11 protein-coding genes, 9 tRNA genes and 5 rRNA genes (1 of these 25 only partly in view) are annotated in these 18658 nt (G+C 47.8%); all 25 read left to right on the forward strand.

What is annotated here, in order from left to right; all coding sequences use genetic code 11:
• Positions 1–25 precede the first annotated feature (25 nt).
• A complete protein-coding gene (locus ACXAD1_RS24760) occupies positions 26–892 on the forward strand; it encodes a peptidyl-prolyl cis-trans isomerase (RefSeq protein WP_474911260.1) in 867 nt (288 codons plus the stop codon).
• Positions 893–1088: 196 nt separating this feature from the next.
• On the forward strand, positions 1089–2018 hold the full coding sequence (gene cysK / locus ACXAD1_RS24765) for a cysteine synthase A (RefSeq protein WP_206845841.1): 930 nt from the start codon (positions 1089–1091) through the stop codon (positions 2016–2018).
• A gap of 234 nt (positions 2019–2252) precedes the next feature.
• Positions 2253–3668, forward strand: coding sequence for an aminodeoxychorismate synthase, component I (gene pabB, locus ACXAD1_RS24770; protein ID WP_474911261.1), 1416 nt, complete (start codon positions 2253–2255; stop codon positions 3666–3668).
• Positions 3665–4258 (forward strand): aminodeoxychorismate/anthranilate synthase component II, encoded by a 594-nt coding sequence (gene pabA, locus ACXAD1_RS24775; protein WP_474911262.1) that lies wholly within the window; start codon positions 3665–3667, stop codon positions 4256–4258. Before pabB ends, pabA begins: the two co-directional genes overlap by 4 nt.
• 3 nt (positions 4259–4261) lie before the next feature.
• Positions 4262–5119 (forward strand): aminodeoxychorismate lyase, encoded by an 858-nt coding sequence (gene pabC, locus ACXAD1_RS24780; RefSeq protein WP_474911263.1) that lies wholly within the window; start codon positions 4262–4264, stop codon positions 5117–5119.
• A gap of 11 nt (positions 5120–5130) precedes the next feature.
• Positions 5131–5967 carry a dihydropteroate synthase gene (gene folP / locus ACXAD1_RS24785; RefSeq protein WP_206845836.1) on the forward strand — a complete coding sequence of 279 codons (837 nt, stop codon included), beginning with the start codon at positions 5131–5133 and terminating at the stop codon, positions 5965–5967.
• The gene (folB, locus tag ACXAD1_RS24790) at positions 5960–6322 is read left to right on the forward strand and encodes a dihydroneopterin aldolase (protein WP_206845833.1); all 363 of its coding nucleotides are present in this window, start codon (positions 5960–5962) and stop codon (positions 6320–6322) included. Before folP ends, folB begins: the two co-directional genes overlap by 8 nt.
• Entirely contained in the window at positions 6319–6846 is a 528-nt protein-coding gene (gene folK, locus ACXAD1_RS24795) for a 2-amino-4-hydroxy-6-hydroxymethyldihydropteridine diphosphokinase (RefSeq protein WP_206845830.1), read from the forward strand. Before folB ends, folK begins: the two co-directional genes overlap by 4 nt.
• Entirely contained in the window at positions 6798–7013 is a 216-nt protein-coding gene (locus ACXAD1_RS24800; RefSeq protein ID WP_053433216.1) for a helix-turn-helix domain-containing protein, read from the forward strand. Before folK ends, ACXAD1_RS24800 begins: the two co-directional genes overlap by 49 nt.
• A gap of 41 nt (positions 7014–7054) precedes the next feature.
• Positions 7055–8056 carry a tRNA dihydrouridine synthase DusB gene (dusB, locus tag ACXAD1_RS24805; RefSeq protein ID WP_206845896.1) on the forward strand — a complete coding sequence of 334 codons (1002 nt, stop codon included), beginning with the start codon at positions 7055–7057 and terminating at the stop codon, positions 8054–8056.
• A 201-nt stretch (positions 8057–8257) separates the two neighbouring features.
• Entirely contained in the window at positions 8258–9757 is a 1500-nt protein-coding gene (lysS, locus tag ACXAD1_RS24810) for a lysine--tRNA ligase (RefSeq protein ID WP_474911359.1), read from the forward strand.
• 383 nt (positions 9758–10140) lie between these two features.
• Positions 10141–11690 (forward strand): 16S ribosomal RNA (locus tag ACXAD1_RS24815).
• A gap of 206 nt (positions 11691–11896) precedes the next feature.
• A 23S ribosomal RNA gene (locus ACXAD1_RS24820) occupies positions 11897–14832 on the forward strand.
• Positions 14833–14910: 78 nt separating this feature from the next.
• A 5S ribosomal RNA gene (gene rrf, locus ACXAD1_RS24825) occupies positions 14911–15027 on the forward strand.
• A gap of 9 nt (positions 15028–15036) precedes the next feature.
• Positions 15037–15112 (forward strand) — tRNA-Val (locus ACXAD1_RS24830).
• Positions 15113–15120: 8 nt separating this feature from the next.
• Positions 15121–15196, forward strand: a tRNA-Thr gene (locus ACXAD1_RS24835).
• A gap of 143 nt (positions 15197–15339) precedes the next feature.
• A tRNA-Lys gene (locus tag ACXAD1_RS24840) sits at positions 15340–15415 on the forward strand.
• Between the two features lie 15 nt (positions 15416–15430).
• Positions 15431–15515, forward strand: a tRNA-Leu gene (locus ACXAD1_RS24845).
• A gap of 8 nt (positions 15516–15523) precedes the next feature.
• A tRNA-Gly gene (locus ACXAD1_RS24850) sits at positions 15524–15598 on the forward strand.
• 7 nt (positions 15599–15605) lie between these two features.
• Positions 15606–15694, forward strand: a tRNA-Leu gene (locus ACXAD1_RS24855).
• A 14-nt stretch (positions 15695–15708) separates the two neighbouring features.
• Positions 15709–15785: transfer RNA gene (locus ACXAD1_RS24860), tRNA-Arg, on the forward strand.
• 5 nt (positions 15786–15790) lie between these two features.
• Positions 15791–15867: transfer RNA gene (locus tag ACXAD1_RS24865), tRNA-Pro, on the forward strand.
• Positions 15868–15875: 8 nt separating this feature from the next.
• A tRNA-Ala gene (locus ACXAD1_RS24870) sits at positions 15876–15951 on the forward strand.
• 163 nt (positions 15952–16114) lie between these two features.
• Positions 16115–17664: ribosomal RNA gene (locus ACXAD1_RS24875) — 16S ribosomal RNA — on the forward strand.
• Between the two features lie 207 nt (positions 17665–17871).
• Positions 17872–18658 (forward strand): 23S ribosomal RNA (locus ACXAD1_RS24880) (its annotated part continues 2145 nt past the right edge of the window); the annotation flags it as partial.

Below are 18658 nucleotides of genomic sequence, written 5' to 3' on the forward strand. Positions count from 1 at the left end.
GCGCTTTTCTTAGGGGGAGGAGCACTTGGAAAAGAGACAGCTTTTTATGATCATTGCCGGTTTGGTGCTGCTGAACCTTATCACATTGTCCTTTTTGCTTTTTAAAGGCGATGGCAGCGGGGAAGCAGTTGCAAAAGTCGGCGGAGACAAAATCACTCGCCAGGAATGGATGAGTGAAATGGAAACAAAGTATGGGAAAAGTACATTAAGTGAATTAATTGATCAGAAGGTCATTGAAGAAGCAGGGAAAAAATACGGGGTGAAGATCTCTGATAAGGCTGTAGATCTTGAACTGAAAATGGTCAAGACCATGTATGGCGGCAATTTCACCGATGAAATGAGCGAAGACAAGTGGCGCAGGCAAATCAGAAATAATCTTATTCTTGAAGAACTGCTGACTGCTGATGTCTCCGTCTCAGAAGAAGAAATGAAAAGTTACTATGAGCAAAACAGCAGTCAGTTCCAAGTTCCGGATACTTATCACATCTCTCAGATTATCGTTAAAACAAAAGAAGAAGCGGAACAGACATTGAGGGAACTGGATGAAGGCTCGAGCTTCTCTGTGCTGGCGATGGAACGGTCAATCGATGAATTTACCGCAAGCCTGGGGGGGAATGCAGGGTATGTCAGTGATGATGATGAACACATACCGGCAGAAGTACTTGAACAGGTTAAAACTCTTAAGCCCGGCAAGTGGACCAAGCCGATCAAAACGGAAAATGGATATGCGGTTGTGATGCTTCACGAGCATTTAAAGGGAGAAAATTATTCCTTTAAAGAAGTGAAGAGTATGATTCGCCGCCAGATCGCTCTTGAGCAGATGGATGTTCCTGTCTCTGCCAAGCCGTTTTGGAAAGAAGCAAAGGCTGAGTGGTTTTACGGTGAGCATTAAAGAAAAAAGCACGGAGGAGTTCCGTGTTTTTTTTCTGTATATATTGAGTATCATGTATAAAAGTGGGTAGTTTAAATATAATGACAAAAGTATGAATTTTCTTTTAAATAGCAATCAAATTCATTGACATTCCCAATGGAAATTGGTAAATTTGTATTAAACCAATAAAAATAGTCGGATATGAGGAGTGGGGAAAATGGTGCGTGTAGCAAATTCAATCGCAGACCTTGTTGGCCAGACGCCAATTGTGAAACTAAACCGTTTAGCTGATGATAATAGTGCAGATGTTTATCTGAAATTGGAGTACATGAATCCTGGAAGCAGCGTGAAAGACCGTATTGCCCTGGCAATGATCACTGCCGCAGAGAAAGATGGAAGCCTTAAACCGGGTGATACCATTATTGAACCGACAAGTGGAAATACAGGAATCGGATTAGCGATGATTGCAGCAGCAAAAGGCTATAAAGCGGTTCTTGTCATGCCGGAGACGATGAGTATGGAGCGCCGGAATTTACTGCGTGCATACGGTGCAGACCTTGTACTCACACCTGGACCGGAAGGAATGGGCGGTGCGATCCGCAAGGCACAGGAATTGGCAAAGGAAAATGGCTATTTCGTTCCTCAGCAGTTTGAAAACCCTGCGAACCCTGAAATTCACCGTTTAACAACAGGACCTGAAATTACAGAGCAAATGGGCGACCAGCTGGATGCATTTATATCCGGAATCGGTACAGGCGGAACGATTACAGGTGCCGGCCAAGTGCTTAAAGAAAAATATAAAAACATCAAAATTTACGCAGTTGAACCAACCGATTCTCCTGTATTATCAGGCGGAAAGCCGGGTCCTCATAAAATTCAGGGCATTGGAGCAGGATTTGTACCGGATACCCTAGATACAAAGATTTATGATGAAGTGATTCAAATTACAAACGATGAGGCATTTGATTATGCCCGCCGCGCGGCCAAGGAAGAAGGAATCCTAGGAGGCATTTCCTCTGGTGCGGCGATCAGTGCGGCCCTAAAAGTTGCCAAAGAGCTTGGAAAAGGGAAAAAAGTTCTGGCCATTATCCCAAGTAACGGCGAGCGTTACTTAAGTACTCCTTTATACCAATTTGAAGCTGAATAATGATATGACAGCGGTCTCCAATGGGCCGCTGTTTTTTGTTGTATAGGAAACTGCAAAATTGAACGATGTAAATAACTCTGTGTAAGAGTGTCTGCTCCAGCTACAGCGCCTACCCCCTCGAGGTGTCGGGGGTGGGCAAGGCGCCTCTGCTTTTGTTTCCTGCAATAAAAATTATGAAAGCATGCCCTGCATCATGTATGATGAAAAAAGAGAAATATATAGGGGTGACATTCATTGAAGCAGCTTCACATCCATGCAAAAAAAATACCTTATACATATAATCGGTTTTTCCGCCAATACCGCTTGCTGTCGAAGGGATTGGCGCATCATGTTCTGCTTGAAAGCGGACGTGGCGGCAGGTACAGTATCGCAGCCTTTGAGCCGGAAGCTATTTTAACAGGCAAAAATTCAGAACTTGAAATTGTAAGAAACGGCGAAAAACAGGTGCTGGAAGGCAACCCCCTTCATTTGATGCAGGAATGGCTGAATGACTATAAAGCAGAAAAGCTCGATGAACTTCCTGACTTTCAGGGAGGAGCAATCGGGTTTATCAGCTATGATTACGCACGTTATATCGAAAAGCTTCCAAATGAGGCTCAAGATGACCTGCAGATACCTGATATTCATTTTTTTATTTATAAAGAATGCTTTGTCTTTGACCACGAAACCGAAGAGCTCTGGCTGATTTTCTTATACGAAAAAGGGGAAGAGCACTCGATTGAGGAACGGGCAGAGAACTGGGAGCAGAAATGGAAGAGTGAAAGTAAGGAGCCTTCTGTGAAAGCGGAATACAATCAAGCAGAAAATACACTTGGTGTGTCCATGAATGAAGAAGAATTCATGGCTGCTGTCAGGAGTATTCAGGAATATATTTCACAGGGAGATGTCTTTCAGGTGAATCTCTCGGTACGCCAAAGCCAGCCAATTCATAATCAGGCAATGGATGTATACGAGCAGCTTAGAGCGTTAAACCCGTCTCCATACATGGGGTATTTTCACACGCCGGGGTACCAGCTTGTCAGCGGATCCCCGGAACTGCTGATTAAGAAAAAAGGAAACACCGTCAGCACGCGGCCGATTGCCGGGACAAGGTCCCGCGGGAAGGACCATGAGGAGGACCTCAAACTTGCCAGTGAACTGATTGAAAATGAGAAAGAGCGTGCAGAGCACGTGATGCTGGTTGATCTGGAGCGAAATGACCTGGGAAGAGTCTGCAAATATGGAACAGTTGAAGTGGATGAGTTCATGGTCATTGAAAAATACTCACATGTGATGCATATCGTCTCCAATGTAAAAGGAGAGCTGGCAGACGGGAAGAGTGCTGTTGATATCATTGACGCTGTGTTTCCTGGAGGGACCATTACAGGGGCCCCAAAGGTGCGGACCATGGAGATCATTGAAGAGCTTGAACCGGTCACAAGAGGCCCATACACCGGCTCTCTTGGCTGGATCAATTTCAGCGGCGACCTGGAACTGAATATCATCATCCGGACCATGCTTGTTAAAGAAGGACAGGCCCATGTGCAAGCTGGTGCCGGCATTGTTATTGACTCCAATCCTAAAAATGAATATAAAGAGTCGCTGAAAAAAGCAATTGCTCTTTGGAAAGCAAAAGAACTCGCAGAACTGGCAAAAGGGGATCAGCTATGATTTATATGATCGATAATTACGACTCTTTTACGTATAATCTCGTACAGTATCTCGGTGAATTAGGTGAAGAGCTGGTTGTAAAAAGAAACGATGAAACGTCTATTTCTGAAATTGACAGTTTGCAGCCAAAGTTTTTAATGATCTCTCCGGGTCCGTGCAGCCCAAATGAAGCAGGCATCAGCCTGGAGGCCATTGAAGCTTTTGCAGGAAAAATACCTGTCTTCGGCGTTTGTCTGGGACATCAGTCGATTGCTCAAGTATTTGGCGGTGATGTTGTGCAGGCAGAGCGGCTCATGCATGGAAAAACCTCTGACATTTTTCATGATGGAAAAACAATCTTTAATGGTTTGCCCAATCCGTTTCCTGCCACCCGCTACCATTCGCTGATTGTAAAAAAGGAGACTCTTCCAGATTCCCTTGAGGTTTCAGCCTGGACAGCTGAAGGGGAAATTATGGCCATTCGCCATAAGGAGCTTCCTGTGGAAGGTGTCCAATTCCATCCGGAGTCAATTATGACAACGGCTGGAAAGGAACTTCTTCATAATTTTATTCAGCATTACAAAGCTTCACTGCAGACAGAGGGGATGTAAACCTTGTATATATACATGAATGGTGAAGTTATCAGGAAAGAGGAGGCCAGGATCTCTCCTCTTGATCATGGTTTTTTATATGGTTTGGGGCTGTTCGAAACCTTCCGTGTCTACAATGGTCATCCTTTTTTACTGGATGACCATCTGGAGCGGCTGAACTGGAGCCTGGAAGTTCTAAAAATCGATGCAAGCTATAAAAGAGAACAAGTGCTTGGAGCGCTGGAAATGCTTCTTGAAAAAAACGGATACAACAATGCCTATATCCGGATGAATGTGTCAGCGGGAAACGGAGAAATTGGCCTGCAGACAGCTCCATACACAAGACCGAATACGATCCTTTTCTCCAAGCCGCTTCCTCAAAGGAATACGGGTGCAGAAAAGCAGGCAGTGCTGCTGAAGATTCCCCGCAATACACCAGAAGGGACAGAACGCCTGAAGTCCCATCATTATTTAAATAACATTCTGGCTAAAAAGGAAGCGGGAGACGACCCTGGCAAAGAAGGGATCTTTTTGACAAAGGAAGGTTTTTTGGCAGAAGGGGTCACTTCTAACCTATTCTGGATTAATGGAGGCCATTTATCTACTCCCTCGCTTGAATCTGGCATACTTAACGGCATTACCCGAAGATTTGTGATCAGGCTTGCAGAGAAACTGGAGATGAATGTGCAGGAAGGCATGTATAGGCCGGAAGCTATATTGGGGGCAGATGAAGTTTTTGTAACGAACTCCATTCAGGAGATTGTACCGATTTGCTCATTTGATGGCCATCCCATGCCGGGACTTTCCGGCAAAAAAACAAGAGAGCTCCAGCTTCACTATGAAAATCACTGTGAACACTTATGGAGCAGGTATGAACTGTAGGAGGATTCATAATGTCTAAAACAACAATTCAGTGTGGACCATATAGATTGGATTACGGAAAGAAAACCATTGTAATGGGAATTTTGAATGCAACGCCGGACTCCTTCTCGGATGGAGGCAAATACAGTCATCAGGATCTGGCAGTTAAGCATGCCCTGAAGATGGTTGAAAATGGAGCAGATATTATTGATGTCGGGGGAGAATCAACCCGCCCGGGATTTGATCCGGTGCCTGCAGCGGAAGAGCTGAAGCGTGTTCTTCCTGTCATTGAGGCGATTTCAAAGGAAGTAGATGTTCCGATATCAATTGATACCTATAAAGCTGAAGTCGCCAGGCAGGCCGTTGAAGCTGGGGCTCATATTATCAATGATGTCTGGGGTGCCAAAGCGGATCCTCAGATGGCATCAGTCGCAGCGGAAACGGGAGCGCCGATTATCTTAATGCATAACCGCAAAGATATGGAATACACTTCATTTTTCCGTGATGTCCTGAATGACCTGTACGAAAGCATCGCTCTTGTAAAGTCAGCCGGGGTTAAAGACGAGAACATTATCCTGGACCCTGGCATCGGTTTTGCCAAAGACTTAAATTATAACCTGCAAATGATGAGAGACTTGGACAAGCTAGTTGCCATTGGGTATCCTGTACTGCTTGGAACATCGAAAAAGCGGATGATCGGAACCATCCTGGACCTTCCGGTAGAGGAAAGAACGGAAGGAACAGGGGCAACAGTCTGCTACGGCATTCAAAAAGGCTGCCAGATGATCCGCATCCATGATGTAAAGGAAATGAGCCGAATGGCGAAAATGATGGACGCTTTAATGGGAAAAGGTGAATATATTGGATAAAATCTATGTAAACCGAATGGAGTTTTATGGCTACCACGGTGTTTTTCCTGAAGAAACACGGCTTGGCCAGCGCTTTGCGGTAGACCTTACCGTGGAAGCAGACCTGAAAAAAGCCGGGGAAACAGATAATCTTAATGACTCCATTAACTATGGCGAGCTGTATGCAGTATGCAAAGAGGTTGTGGAAGGAAAGCCCTTTAAGCTGGTTGAAGCTGTAGCAGAAAAGCTGGCAGCTGAACTTCTTTCGCGTTTTCCGCTTATTCTGCAGCTGACTGTCAAAGTAATCAAGCCGGATCCGCCTATTCCTGGCCATTATCAATCAGTTGCCATTGAAATTACGAGAGGCAGATCATGAAGAATTCCGCTTTTATTGCACTTGGCTCAAATATCGGCAGCCGGATTGAACACTTGAAGGAAGCCGTTGGGATGATTAATCAGCTTCCGGATACTGAAGTGGTAAATACTTCTTCTATTTACGAAACCGACCCGGTTGGGTATGAAGATCAAGAACAATTTTTAAATATGGCTATTCAAATTTCCACAGGATTAAAGCCTTTTGAATTGCTGGATGCATGCCTTGATATAGAATTAGAACTTGGAAGAAAAAGGGAAATCCATTGGGGCCCCCGGACAATAGACCTTGACATTTTGCTGTATAATCACGAAAATATTGAAACAGAGAAGCTTATTGTTCCTCATCCTCGGATGCATGAAAGAGCGTTTGTCCTTGTTCCTCTTTTAGAGGTTGATTCCAGCATCAGGCTTCCGAAGATGGAGAGGCCCTTAATTTCAATACTGGATGCTATACCTGACAGAGAGGGAGTACGGATATGGAAGCAGAAAAATGGGGAAGACGTATTCGCGCTTTTCGAAAATTAAAAGGATTTACGCAAGAAGGGTTTGCGAGAGAGCTGGGTGTATCGGTTTCAATATTGGGTGAAATTGAAAGAGGAAACCGCATGCCTGCACCGGCTTTAATTGAGCAGATCGCTCTGGCGCTTAAAGTAACACAGGAAGAATTAGCTCCAAGGCAGGAGCACGATTAATATATACGTTTGAATATTTTAAAAGGAGGTGGGTGCAATTTATGTTCAAAATTGGCGATATCGAGTTGAAAAACCGTGTTGTACTGGCTCCGATGGCCGGAGTGTGCAACTCGGCTTTCCGGCTGACTGTAAAAGAATTCGGTGCCGGTCTCGTGTGTGCTGAGATGGTCAGCGACAAAGGCATTGTCTCTAAGAACGAAAGAACCATGAATATGCTTTATATTGATGAAAGAGAAAAGCCGCTAAGCCTGCAGATTTTCGGAGGCGAAAAAGAAACGCTGGTAGAAGCAGCGAAGTTTGTTGATAAAAATACAAATGCAGATATCATCGACATTAACATGGGATGCCCTGTCCCTAAAATCACTAAATGTGATGCAGGTGCCAAGTGGCTCCTTGACCCGGATAAAATTTATGAAATGGTTTCTGTTGTAACGGACGCTGTCGAAAAGCCTGTTACTGTGAAAATGCGCATGGGCTGGGATGAAGATCACATTTATGCTGTAAAAAACGCTCAGGCTGTTGAACGCGCCGGCGGTAAAGCTGTAACCCTTCACGGACGTACGCGTGTCCAAATGTATGAAGGGAAAGCAAACTGGGATATCATTCGCGAAGTGAAGCATAACATTAACATCCCGCTTATCGGAAATGGTGATGTGCAGACACCGCAGGATGCCAAGCGTATGCTGGATGAAACAGGCTGTGACGGTGTCATGATCGGACGTGCTGCTTTAGGAAACCCTTGGATGATCTACCGCACAGTCAAATACCTTGAGACTGGTGAATTAATGGGCGAGCCTTCTGTGCGCGAAAAGATTGAAGTGTGCATTCTTCACCTGGACCGACTGATTTCACTAAAAGGCGAATTTATCGCTGTCCGTGAAATGAGAAAGCATGCAGCATGGTACCTTAAAGGAATCCGGGGCAATGCGAAAGTCCGCAATGCGGTTAACGAATGTGATACGAGAGAAGATCTTGTTACATTGCTGAACGCTTTGGTTATCGATGCAGAAGAAAAGGAAAGAAGCCAGACACAGGCTGGATAAGCGACGTAAAGTTTGACAGGCTGTCATTCTTTGCCTATAATACTTTTGATAAAAGGAAACTGCCAGTGCATGAACTGGCAGTTTTTATTCTATTTAAATATTTAGGATGTCTGATTTACTCACTTTGTGTAAAATAATAGTGATATACATTTTTGAAGGATCGCAGAATTGTGCATACATAAAAAGATTTACAAAATGGAGATGATTTCAGTGAGCCAGAGTCATGAAGAATTAAATGACCAGTTAAAAGTAAGACGCGAGAAAATGAACAGCTTGCGCGAACAGGGAATGGATCCTTTCGGGAAACGTTTCGACCGTTCACACCAAAGCAAAGAATTAATTAAGCAGTACGGTGATCTTGAAAAAGAAGAAATAGAAGAAAAGAATGTTTCTGTCACGCTGGCAGGCCGTATTATGACAAAGCGCGGAAAAGGGAAAGCCGGATTCGCTCATATACAAGATCTATCTGGACAAATTCAAATCTACATCCGCAAAGATGCAGTTGGGGAAGAGAGCTATGCAATCTTCGAATCTGCCGACCTGGGGGATATCATTGGGGTCAGCGGTACACTCTTTAAAACAAAGGTAGGCGAACTTTCTGTTAAAGCACAGGGATTTGACCTTCTGACAAAATCCCTGCGTCCACTTCCGGATAAGTTCCACGGACTTAAAGACGTTGAGCAGCGTTACCGTCAGCGTTACCTGGATCTAATTATGAGCGAAGAAAGCAAACAGACTTTCATCACAAGAAGCCGTATTATCCAATCTATGCGCCGCTACCTAGACAGCCACGGCTACCTTGAAGTTGAAACACCTATGATGCATTCCATTGCAGGGGGAGCATCTGCACGCCCATTTATCACTCATCATAATGCGCTGGATATGGAACTTTATATGCGTATCGCGATTGAGCTTCATCTGAAGCGCCTAATTGTGGGCGGCCTTGAAAAGGTATATGAAATTGGCCGGGTATTCCGTAATGAAGGTGTATCAACACGTCACAATCCTGAATTCACTATGATTGAATTGTATGAAGCCTATGCTGACTATAGGGATATCATGAGCCTGACAGAAAATCTTATTGCCCACATTGCCCAGGAGGTTCTTGGAACAACTACTGTGCAGTACGGTGAGTACGAAGTGGATCTAAAGCCTGAATGGAAAAGGCTTCATATGGTAGATGCCATTAAGGAATACACAGGGGTAGACTTCTGGAAAGAAACAAGCAAGGAAGAAGCCCAGCAGTTTGCCAAAGAACACGGTGTTGAAATCAAAGACAATATGGAATATGGACATATTGTTAACGAATTCTTTGAGCAGAAGGTTGAAGAGAAGTTAATTCAGCCTACATTCATCTATGGGCATCCTGTCGAGATTTCACCGCTTGCTAAGAAAAATGAAGAAGATCCACGCTTTACTGATCGATTTGAATTATTCATTGTAGCCCGCGAGCATGCGAATGCCTTTACTGAGCTGAATGATCCGATTGACCAGCGCGAACGTTTTGAAGCTCAGCTGAAAGAACGTGAAGAGGGCAATGATGAAGCTCATATGATGGATGACGACTTTATTGAAGCTCTTGAATACGGCATGCCGCCAACTGGCGGACTTGGCATTGGGATCGACCGCCTGGTCATGCTGCTGACAAACTCTCCTTCTATTAGAGATGTCCTGTTATTCCCGTTAATGCGCCATCGTTAATATCTATAAATCAAGACAGAGTACAGCGCGTGCTCTGTCTTTTTTGTTTTATATTGAGGAATTAGGATGTAAGATCTGCATAAATGATGCTTTTTTTCGAGCAGAATAATGGGAATATTTTTTCTTTCATTTTTGCGGATAAAAAAGAAAAAAACATATTGCATGTTGTCCTGCAAGGTGATATATTTATATTCGTTGCTGCGAGACAGCGACTTACAAAAAAAGATTTTCAAAAAAGTTATTGACTCAGATTACTGAATCTGATAAGATAATAAAGTCGCCTTTGAGCGGCGGATTGACCTTTGAAAACTGAACGAACAAAAACGTCAACGTTAATTCTTTAGTCTTTTTTGAAAAGACAACTTATGAGCTTAATCAACTCTTATATGGAGAGTTTGATCCTGGCTCAGGACGAACGCTGGCGGCGTGCCTAATACATGCAAGTCGAGCGGACAGATGGGAGCTTGCTCCCTGAAGTCAGCGGCGGACGGGTGAGTAACACGTGGGCAACCTGCCTGTAAGACTGGGATAACTCCGGGAAACCGGGGCTAATACCGGATGATTCTTTCCCTCACATGAGGGAAAGCTGAAAGATGGTTTCGGCTATCACTTACAGATGGGCCCGCGGCGCATTAGCTAGTTGGTGAGGTAACGGCTCACCAAGGCGACGATGCGTAGCCGACCTGAGAGGGTGATCGGCCACACTGGGACTGAGACACGGCCCAGACTCCTACGGGAGGCAGCAGTAGGGAATCTTCCGCAATGGACGAAAGTCTGACGGAGCAACGCCGCGTGAGTGATGAAGGTTTTCGGATCGTAAAACTCTGTTGTTAGGGAAGAACAAGTACCGGAGTAACTGCCGGTACCTTGACGGTACCTAACCAGAAAGCCACGGCTAACTACGTGCCAGCAGCCGCGGTAATACGTAGGTGGCAAGCGTTGTCCGGAATTATTGGGCGTAAAGCGCGCGCAGGCGGTTCCTTAAGTCTGATGTGAAAGCCCCCGGCTCAACCGGGGAGGGTCATTGGAAACTGGGGAACTTGAGTGCAGAAGAGAAGAGTGGAATTCCACGTGTAGCGGTGAAATGCGTAGAGATGTGGAGGAACACCAGTGGCGAAGGCGACTCTTTGGTCTGTAACTGACGCTGAGGCGCGAAAGCGTGGGGAGCAAACAGGATTAGATACCCTGGTAGTCCACGCCGTAAACGATGAGTGCTAAGTGTTAGAGGGTTTCCGCCCTTTAGTGCTGCAGCAAACGCATTAAGCACTCCGCCTGGGGAGTACGGCCGCAAGGCTGAAACTCAAAGGAATTGACGGGGGCCCGCACAAGCGGTGGAGCATGTGGTTTAATTCGAAGCAACGCGAAGAACCTTACCAGGTCTTGACATCTCCTGACAACCCTAGAGATAGGGCGTTCCCCTTCGGGGGACAGGATGACAGGTGGTGCATGGTTGTCGTCAGCTCGTGTCGTGAGATGTTGGGTTAAGTCCCGCAACGAGCGCAACCCTTGATCTTAGTTGCCAGCATTCAGTTGGGCACTCTAAGGTGACTGCCGGTGACAAACCGGAGGAAGGTGGGGATGACGTCAAATCATCATGCCCCTTATGACCTGGGCTACACACGTGCTACAATGGATGGTACAAAGGGCTGCGAGACCGCGAGGTTAAGCGAATCCCATAAAACCATTCTCAGTTCGGATTGCAGGCTGCAACTCGCCTGCATGAAGCCGGAATCGCTAGTAATCGCGGATCAGCATGCCGCGGTGAATACGTTCCCGGGCCTTGTACACACCGCCCGTCACACCACGAGAGTTTGTAACACCCGAAGTCGGTGGGGTAACCTTTTGGAGCCAGCCGCCTAAGGTGGGACAGATGATTGGGGTGAAGTCGTAACAAGGTAGCCGTATCGGAAGGTGCGGCTGGATCACCTCCTTTCTAAGGATATTTACATGAAACGTGACGTGTTTTGTTCGTTCAGTTTTGAGAGTTCAATCTCTCAATGAAAGATTCGTTCTTTGAAAACTAGATAATGTTAATGAAGAAGCAATAACCGAGTAATCGCCATTTTAGTCAATTCTCTCTATGTTAAATAGAGTTAAAAACCTTTGATGCTGTTCATCTTCGATGAACCCGTCAAATACGGTTAAGTTAGAAAGGGCGCACGGTGAATGCCTTGGCACTAGGAGCCGATGAAGGACGGTACTAACACCGATATGCTTCGGGGAGCTGTAAGTAAGCTTTGATCCGGAGATTTCCGAATGGGGAAACCCCCTATCCGTAATGGGATAGGATCTTTACCTGAATACATAGGGTATTGAAGGCAGACCCGGGGAACTGAAACATCTAAGTACCCGGAGGAAGAGAAAGCAAACGCGATTCCCTGAGTAGCGGCGAGCGAAACGGGATTAGCCCAAACCAAGAGGCTTGCCTCTTGGGGTTGTAGGACACTCTACACGGAGTTACAAAGGAACGAGGTAAATGAACAGGTCTGGAAAGGCCGGCCAGAGAAGGTAAAAGCCCTGTAGTTGAAACTTCGTTCCCTCCAGAGTGGATCCTGAGTACGGCGGGACACGAGAAATCCCGTCGGAAGCAGGGAGGACCATCTCCCAAGGCTAAATACTCCCTAGTGACCGATAGTGAACCAGTACCGTGAGGGAAAGGTGAAAAGCACCCCGGAAGGGGAGTGAAAGAGATCCTGAAACCGTGTGCCTACAAGTAGTTAGAGCCCGTTAATGGGTGATAGCGTGCCTTTTGTAGAATGAACCGGCGAGTTACGATTACATGCGAGGTTAAGTTGAAGAGACGGAGCCGCAGCGAAAGCGAGTCTGAATAGGGCGAATGAGTATGTGGTCGTAGACCCGAAACCAGGTGATCTACCCATGTCCAGGGTGAAGTCCAGGTAACACTGGATGGAGGCCCGAACCCACGCACGTTGAAAAGTGCGGGGATGAGGTGTGGGTAGCGGAGAAATTCCAATCGAACTTGGAGATAGCTGGTTCTCTCCGAAATAGCTTTAGGGCTAGCCTCATGTAGTAAGAGTCTTGGAGGTAGAGCACTGTTTGGACTAGGGGCCCCCATCGGGTTACCGAATTCAGACAAACTCCGAATGCCAAAGACTTATCCATGGGAGTCAGACTGCGAGTGATAAGATCCGTAGTCAAGAGGGAAACAGCCCAGACCACCAGCTAAGGTCCCAAAGTATACGTTAAGTGGAAAAGGATGTGGAGTTGCTTAGACAACCAGGATGTTGGCTTAGAAGCAGCCACCATTTAAAGAGTGCGTAATAGCTCACTGGTCGAGTGACTCCGCGCCGAAAATGTACCGGGGCTAAACGTATCACCGAAGCTGTGGATTGACATCTTCCGATGTCAGTGGTAGGAGAGCGTTCTAAGGGCGTTGAAGCCAGACCGCAAGGACTGGTGGAGCGCTTAGAAGTGAGAATGCCGGTATGAGTAGCGAAAGATGGGTGAGAATCCCATCCACCGAATGCCTAAGGTTTCCTGAGGAAGGCTCGTCCGCTCAGGGTTAGTCGGGACCTAAGCCGAGGCTGAAAAGCGTAGGCGATGGACAACAGGTTGATATTCCTGTACCACCTCTTTACCGTTTGAGCAATGGGGGGACGCAGGAGGATAGGGTAAGCGCGCTGCTGGATTAGCGCGTCCAAGCAGTTAGGCCGGTAACGAGGCAAATCCCGTTACCACACAGGCTGAGCTGTGACGGCGAGGGAAATTTAGTACCGAAGTTCCTGATTCCACACTGCCAAGAAAAGCCTCTAGCGAGGGAAAAGGTGCCCGTACCGCAAACCGACACAGGTAGGCGAGGAGAGAATCCTAAGGTGAGCGAGAGAACTCTCGTTAAGGAACTCGGCAAAATGACCCCGTAACTTCGGGAGAAGGGGTGCTCATTAGGGTGCATAGCCCTGATGAGCCGCAGTGAATAGGCCCAGGCGACTGTTTAGCAAAAACACAGGTCTCTGCGAAGCCGCAAGGCGAAGTATAGGGGCTGACGCCTGCCCGGTGCTGGAAGGTTAAGAGGAGAGGTTAGCGCAAGCGAAGCTTTGAATCGAAGCCCCAGTAAACGGCGGCCGTAACTATAACGGTCCTAAGGTAGCGAAATTCCTTGTCGGGTAAGTTCCGACCCGCACGAAAGGCGTAACGATCTGGGCACTGTCTCAACGAGAGACTCGGTGAAATTATAGTACCTGTGAAGATGCAGGTTACCCGCGACAGGACGGAAAGACCCCGTGGAGCTTTACTGTAGCCTGATATTGAATTTTGGTACAGCTTGTACAGGATAGGTAGGAGCCTGAGAAGCCGGAGCGCCAGCTTCGGTGGAGGCGTCGGTGGGATACTACCCTGGCTGTATTGAAATTCTAACCCGCGCCCCTGATCGGGGCGGGAGACAGTGTCAGGTGGGCAGTTTGACTGGGGCGGTCGCCTCCTAAAAAGTAACGGAGGCGCCCAAAGGTTCCCTCAGAATGGTTGGAAATCATTCGCAGAGTGTAAAGGCACAAGGGAGCTTGACTGCGAGACCTACAAGTCGAGCAGGGACGAAAGTCGGGCTTAGTGATCCGGTGGTTCCGCATGGAAGGGCCATCGCTCAACGGATAAAAGCTACCCCGGGGATAACAGGCTTATCTCCCCCAAGAGTCCACATCGACGGGGAGGTTTGGCACCTCGATGTCGGCTCATCGCATCCTGGGGCTGTAGTCGGTCCCAAGGGTTGGGCTGTTCGCCCATTAAAGCGGTACGCGAGCTGGGTTCAGAACGTCGTGAGACAGTTCGGTCCCTATCCGTCGTGGGCGCAGGAAATTTGAGAGGAGCTGTCCTTAGTACGAGAGGACCGGGATGGACGCACCGCTGGTGTACCAGTTGTCTTGCCAAAGGCATCGCTGGGTAGCTATGTGCGGAAGGGATAAGTGCTGAAAGCATCTAAGCATGAAGCCCCCCTCGAGATGAGATTTCCCATAGCGTCAAGCTAGTAAGATCCCTGAAAGATGATCAGGTTGATAGGTCAGAGGTGGAAGCGTGGCGACATGTGGAGCTGACTGATACTAATCGATCGAGGACTTAACCAAGTCATTGGTGAATACTCGGCAAATACTTCTTCATGCATTATCTAGTTTTGAAGGAACGAAGTTTCTTCAATCAAATAGTCCGGTGGCGATAGCGAGAAGGTCACACCCGTTCCCATACCGAACACGGAAGTTAAGCTTCTCAGCGCCGATGGTAGTTGGGGGCTGTCCCCCTGTGAGAGTAGGACGCTGCCGGGCGTATATTATGGAGGATTAGCTCAGCTGGGAGAGCATCTGCCTTACAAGCAGAGGGTCGGCGGTTCGATCCCGTCATCCTCCACCATACAACTTGCCGGTGTAGCTCAATTGGTAGAGCAACTGACTTGTAATCAGTAGGTTGGGGGTTCAAGTCCTCTCGCCGGCACCACTTCAACGAGCCATTAGCTCAGTCGGTAGAGCAGATTGCAGCATCAGTGAATTTCTTCATCTGAATAGCAATCTGTGACAAAGCGTTTAGCTTTGGAACATCTGACTGCACATAACAGGCTTTAGGAATTCTCATAAAATTATGAGCCATTAGCTCAGTCGGTAGAGCATCTGACTTTTAATCAGAGGGTCGAAGGTTCGAGTCCTTCATGGCTCACCATTTTAATTTCATATTGCGGGTGTGGCGGAATTGGCAGACGCACCAGACTTAGGATCTGGCGCCGCAAGGCGTGGGGGTTCGACTCCCTTCACCCGCACCATTCTTTAAGCGGAAGTAGTTCAGTGGTAGAACATCACCTTGCCAAGGTGGGGGTCGCGGGTTCGAATCCCGTCTTCCGCTCCATTTTTATGCCGGGGTGGCGGAACTGGCAGACGCACAGGACTTAAAATCCTGCGGTAGGTGACTACCGTACCGGTTCGATTCCGGTCCTCGGCACCATTTAATTTTATATTGCGCCCGTAGCTCAATTGGATAGAGCGTTTGACTACGGATCAAAAGGTTAGGGGTTCGACTCCTCTCGGGCGCGCCATATTACGGGGAGTAGCTCAGCTTGGTAGAGCACTTGGTTTGGGACCAAGGGGTCGCAGGTTCGAATCCTGTCTTCCCGACCATTAATATTGGGGCCTTAGCTCAGCTGGGAGAGCGCCTGCTTTGCACGCAGGAGGTCAGCGGTTCGATCCCGCTAGGCTCCACCAAAAAAACTTTCAAAAAAAGTTATTGACTCAGGTGTTTAAACCTGATAAGATAATAAAGTCGCCTCAAGCGGCGGATTGATCTTTGAAAACTGAACGAACAAAAACGTCAACGTTAATTCTTTAGTCTTTTTTGAAAAGACAACTTATGAGCTTAATCAACTCTTATATGGAGAGTTTGATCCTGGCTCAGGACGAACGCTGGCGGCGTGCCTAATACATGCAAGTCGAGCGGACAGATGGGAGCTTGCTCCCTGAAGTCAGCGGCGGACGGGTGAGTAACACGTGGGCAACCTGCCTGTAAGACTGGGATAACTCCGGGAAACCGGGGCTAATACCGGATGATTCTTTCCCTCACATGAGGGAAAGCTGAAAGATGGTTTCGGCTATCACTTACAGATGGGCCCGCGGCGCATTAGCTAGTTGGTGAGGTAACGGCTCACCAAGGCGACGATGCGTAGCCGACCTGAGAGGGTGATCGGCCACACTGGGACTGAGACACGGCCCAGACTCCTACGGGAGGCAGCAGTAGGGAATCTTCCGCAATGGACGAAAGTCTGACGGAGCAACGCCGCGTGAGTGATGAAGGTTTTCGGATCGTAAAACTCTGTTGTTAGGGAAGAACAAGTACCGGAGTAACTGCCGGTACCTTGACGGTACCTAACCAGAAAGCCACGGCTAACTACGTGCCAGCAGCCGCGGTAATACGTAGGTGGCAAGCGTTGTCCGGAATTATTGGGCGTAAAGCGCGCGCAGGCGGTTCCTTAAGTCTGATGTGAAAGCCCCCGGCTCAACCGGGGAGGGTCATTGGAAACTGGGGAACTTGAGTGCAGAAGAGAAGAGTGGAATTCCACGTGTAGCGGTGAAATGCGTAGAGATGTGGAGGAACACCAGTGGCGAAGGCGACTCTTTGGTCTGTAACTGACGCTGAGGCGCGAAAGCGTGGGGAGCAAACAGGATTAGATACCCTGGTAGTCCACGCCGTAAACGATGAGTGCTAAGTGTTAGAGGGTTTCCGCCCTTTAGTGCTGCAGCAAACGCATTAAGCACTCCGCCTGGGGAGTACGGCCGCAAGGCTGAAACTCAAAGGAATTGACGGGGGCCCGCACAAGCGGTGGAGCATGTGGTTTAATTCGAAGCAACGCGAAGAACCTTACCAGGTCTTGACATCTCCTGACAACCCTAGAGATAGGGCGTTCCCCTTCGGGGGACAGGATGACAGGTGGTGCATGGTTGTCGTCAGCTCGTGTCGTGAGATGTTGGGTTAAGTCCCGCAACGAGCGCAACCCTTGATCTTAGTTGCCAGCATTCAGTTGGGCACTCTAAGGTGACTGCCGGTGACAAACCGGAGGAAGGTGGGGATGACGTCAAATCATCATGCCCCTTATGACCTGGGCTACACACGTGCTACAATGGATGGTACAAAGGGCTGCGAGACCGCGAGGTTAAGCGAATCCCATAAAACCATTCTCAGTTCGGATTGCAGGCTGCAACTCGCCTGCATGAAGCCGGAATCGCTAGTAATCGCGGATCAGCATGCCGCGGTGAATACGTTCCCGGGCCTTGTACACACCGCCCGTCACACCACGAGAGTTTGTAACACCCGAAGTCGGTGGGGTAACCTTTTGGAGCCAGCCGCCTAAGGTGGGACAGATGATTGGGGTGAAGTCGTAACAAGGTAGCCGTATCGGAAGGTGCGGCTGGATCACCTCCTTTCTAAGGATATTTACATGAAACGTGACGTGTTTTGTTCGTTCAGTTTTGAGAGTTCAATCTCTCAATGAAAGATTCGTTCTTTGAAAACTAGATAATGTTAATGAAGAAGCAATAACCGAGTAATCGCCATTTTAGTCAATTCTCTCTATGTTAAATAGAGTTAAAAACCTTTGATGCTTGTTCATCTTCGATGAACCCGTCAAATACGGTTAAGTTAGAAAGGGCGCACGGTGAATGCCTTGGCACTAGGAGCCGATGAAGGACGGTACTAACACCGATATGCTTCGGGGAGCTGTAAGTAAGCTTTGATCCGGAGATTTCCGAATGGGGAAACCCCCTATCCGTAATGGGATAGGATCTTTACCTGAATACATAGGGTATTGAAGGCAGACCCGGGGAACTGAAACATCTAAGTACCCGGAGGAAGAGAAAGCAAACGCGATTCCCTGAGTAGCGGCGAGCGAAACGGGATTAGCCCAAACCAAGAGGCTTGCCTCTTGGGGTTGTAGGACACTCTACACGGAGTTACAAAGGAACGAGGTAAATGAACAGGTCTGGAAAGGCCGGCCAGAGAAGGTAAAAGCCCTGTAGTTGAAACTTCGTTCCCTCCAGAGTGGATCCTGAGTACGGCGGGACACGAGAAATCCCGTCGGAAGCAGGGAGGACCATCTCCCAAGGCTAAATACTCCCTAGTGACCGATAGTGAACCAGTACCGTGAGGGAAAGGTGAAAAGCACCCCGGAAGGGGAGTGAAAGAGATCCTGAAACCGTGTGCCTACAAGTAGTTAGAGCCCGTTAATGGGTGATAGCGTGCCTTTTGTAGAATGAACCGGCGAGTTACGATTACATGCGAGGTTAAGTTGAAGAGACGGAGCCGCAGCGAAAGCGAGTCTGAATAGGGCGAATGAGTATGTGGTCGTAGACCCGAAACCAGGTGATCTACCCATGTCCAGGGTGAAGTCCAGGTAACACTGGATGGAGGCCCGAACCCACG

This window comes from Cytobacillus sp. ABV4_503, from assembly GCF_056158445.1.

What these genes read in the sequence shown, in the direction of transcription:
- pabA (WP_474911262.1), top strand. Translation starts at nt 3,665, where the DNA reads ATGATTTATATGATCGATAATTACGACTCTTTTACGTATAATCTCGTA.
- lysS (WP_474911359.1), top strand. Translation starts at nt 8,258, where the DNA reads ATGATTTCAGTGAGCCAGAGTCATGAAGAATTAAATGACCAGTTAAAA.
- ACXAD1_RS24800 (WP_053433216.1), top strand. Translation starts at nt 6,798, where the DNA reads ATGGAAGCAGAAAAATGGGGAAGACGTATTCGCGCTTTTCGAAAATTA.
- folK (WP_206845830.1), top strand. Translation starts at nt 6,319, where the DNA reads ATGAAGAATTCCGCTTTTATTGCACTTGGCTCAAATATCGGCAGCCGG.
- dusB (WP_206845896.1), top strand. Translation starts at nt 7,055, where the DNA reads ATGTTCAAAATTGGCGATATCGAGTTGAAAAACCGTGTTGTACTGGCT.
- folP (WP_206845836.1), top strand. Translation starts at nt 5,131, where the DNA reads ATGTCTAAAACAACAATTCAGTGTGGACCATATAGATTGGATTACGGA.
- cysK (WP_206845841.1), top strand. Translation starts at nt 1,089, where the DNA reads ATGGTGCGTGTAGCAAATTCAATCGCAGACCTTGTTGGCCAGACGCCA.